The sequence below is a fragment of the Synechococcus sp. WC101 genome (assembly GCF_047461555.1).
Classification (GTDB): domain Bacteria; phylum Cyanobacteriota; class Cyanobacteriia; order Thermostichales; family Thermostichaceae; genus Thermostichus.
On sequence record NZ_JANSHG010000255.1, the window covers coordinates 1 to 2,256 of the forward strand.

Genomic DNA, 2,256 nt, shown 5'->3' on the forward strand with positions numbered 1-2,256 from the left:
GAGGTGCCCAAAGAGCTGCATGAGCGGTGGCACGATTGTCCGCACTGTGGGTTGAGGATTGGCAGGGATCACAACTCAGCCAGGGTCATCAAATCCAGAGCGGTGGGGCGTCCCGTTCTTCAAGCTCAGGAAATGTCCTGCCATTGGGCAGGAGTCACTGGGAAGCCTGCACTCTATGCGTCAGCATAAGTGCGGGATAAGTGCGGGAGTACGTCACCTCTCCAGATCCGGATCCTCGCCCAAAGCCCGCAACCTTGCTGCCAGACGCTCGGCCCGCTGGCGTTCCTGTTCGGCTCGTTGGCGTTCCAGCTCGGCCCGCTCATCTCCCGTCAAAAGCAACTGCCCTTTGGCATCGCACCAGCGCAGCCAGCGGGCTTGTTTCCCCTCGAAAACTCCGTCCCACAGCCTCAGGCCCAGCTCCACCTGTTCCAGCCAGGTCTCGGTCATTTCCGCATAGTGGCGGCCCCGCAGCTCAAAAAGGCGCAGCTCCTCGGATCCCAGCTCGTGGTTGGGATCAAAAACCACGTAGTAGCTGACCCGCATCTGCTCGTAGCGGCTGAACTTGCCACCTAGCTCGTCGCCTTCGCGGTTGGAGACAATCTCGATCACCACATCCGGCGGCTTGTCAAATTGCCAGAGCAGATAGCACCGGTTCTGCTTCTCCCACCATTGTTCCGGCACCGTGACATCCAGGCTGAGAAAAACATCCGACACAATCGGGGGGCGACTGGGGGTTGTGTAGATCCCGACATTGGCTGCTGCCAGGAAGGTTTTGTGGGGCAGAGAGCTGTAGAGCGAGCCAGTCAGGAGGCGCTGTTGCTTTTCAGAGGCAAAGTTATCCGCCGGGGTATCGTCCTCAGTGACCAGATCAGCGACATCGGGCAGCAGCAGTTCAGTATCCATGGGCAAAGGCAGTCGGGGATGTCGACATCTTCGCCGTTTCCCCTACTTTTTGCCGCAGAGGACAAGGGCGGCAAAGCTGGCCGCTCTCCAGAAGGGATCCCGCCCGCAGAATGGGGTATCACGGCAAAAGGGCTCTCTTTGAGGAGGAACCTTGAACTGCGACGTTTTGGTGATCGGCTGTGGGGTGGTGGGCTGTGCCATCGCCTACGAATTGGCCACAGCAGGGCTATCGGTGGTTGGGATCGACGCCAGGGATCCGGCCTCAGGCGCCACCGGGGCCTCGTTGGGGGTGTTGATGGGGATCTGCAGCCGCCAGCCAGATGGGGAGGTGGTGCAGTTGCGCCTGAAAAGCCTGGAGCAGTTCGATCCCCTGATTGCGCGGCTGGAAGCCGACTTGGGTCGGACTTTGCCCGTCAATCGGCACGGCATCCTCAAGCTCCTCCGGGAGGAGGAAGTGGACGCTTGGCAAGCAACCCTGGCGGCTCGCCGGCAAGCAGGTTACCGCCTGGAGTTTCTCAGCCCTGGCGAAGTGGGATCCCTGCAGCCAGGTTTGCGCAGCGACCTGGGGGGAGCCCTCTACTCTCCCCAAGATCGGCAGATCCAACCCCGCCTCCTTACGCAGGCGCTTGTGGAAGCAGCCCAACGCAGAGGCTGCCGCTTCTTCTTCCATCAGCCGGTTCAGAAGATGCAGCGCAGCCCGGATCCTCCCTTTCGCCTACAGGCAGTTTATACGCCAGCCTTCGCCTTCTCGGCAGGCCATGTCGTTCTCGCTGCCGGCCTGGACAGCTCTCCTCTGGCCGAGGAGCTGGGCTTGCGGATCCCTCTGCAGGCGGTCAAAGGCCAGGCTCTGCGGGTCAAAGCGGCGGGGATCCCCCTGGGGCCGGTGGTCAGCGACGAGGATCTGCATCTGGTCCCCCTGGGGGATGGATCCCTGTGGGTGGGGGCAACCGTGGAGTTTCAGGCCCCCCATCCCCAGCCGACGCTGCTGGCCTTACAGGATCTGCTGGCCCACGCCATCGGCATCTGCCCGGCCCTAGCCGAAGCCACCCTGCTGGAGCACTGGGCCGGCCATCGACCCCGACCGCTGGGGCAGCGCGCCCCCATTCTGGGGCCGGCTCCCGGCTATGTCAATCTTTTGGTTGCCACCGGCCACTACCGCAATGGAGTGTTGCTGGCCCCGATTAGCGCCGCCATCCTGAGGGATTTGGTGCTGAAAGGGGAAACAGCCCTGTGCGATCTAAGCGCTTTTGCCCCAAGACCTAAACAGGGCTGAGCTGGCCTATCCACTGAGGTAGCAAGACTTATGTCAGAATAGAAGGTTGCCCGGCTCAGGCCGGGCCAGTGTGTGATCTG

The 2,256-nt window shown here is 62.1% G+C and carries 2 protein-coding genes; one reads left to right on the forward strand and one right to left on the reverse strand.

What is annotated here, in order from left to right:
* Positions 1-213: 213 nt before the first annotated feature.
* A complete protein-coding gene (locus NW809_RS12115) occupies positions 214-903 on the reverse strand; it encodes a Uma2 family endonuclease (protein WP_011429238.1) in 690 nt (229 codons plus the stop codon).
* A 151-nt stretch (positions 904-1,054) separates the two neighbouring features.
* On the opposite strand from NW809_RS12115, the gene NW809_RS12120 reads away from it, so the two are divergent.
* Positions 1,055-2,176 (forward strand): NAD(P)/FAD-dependent oxidoreductase, encoded by a 1,122-nt coding sequence (locus NW809_RS12120; protein WP_071813491.1) that lies wholly within the window; start codon positions 1,055-1,057, stop codon positions 2,174-2,176.
* Positions 2,177-2,256: the final 80 nt, after the last annotated feature.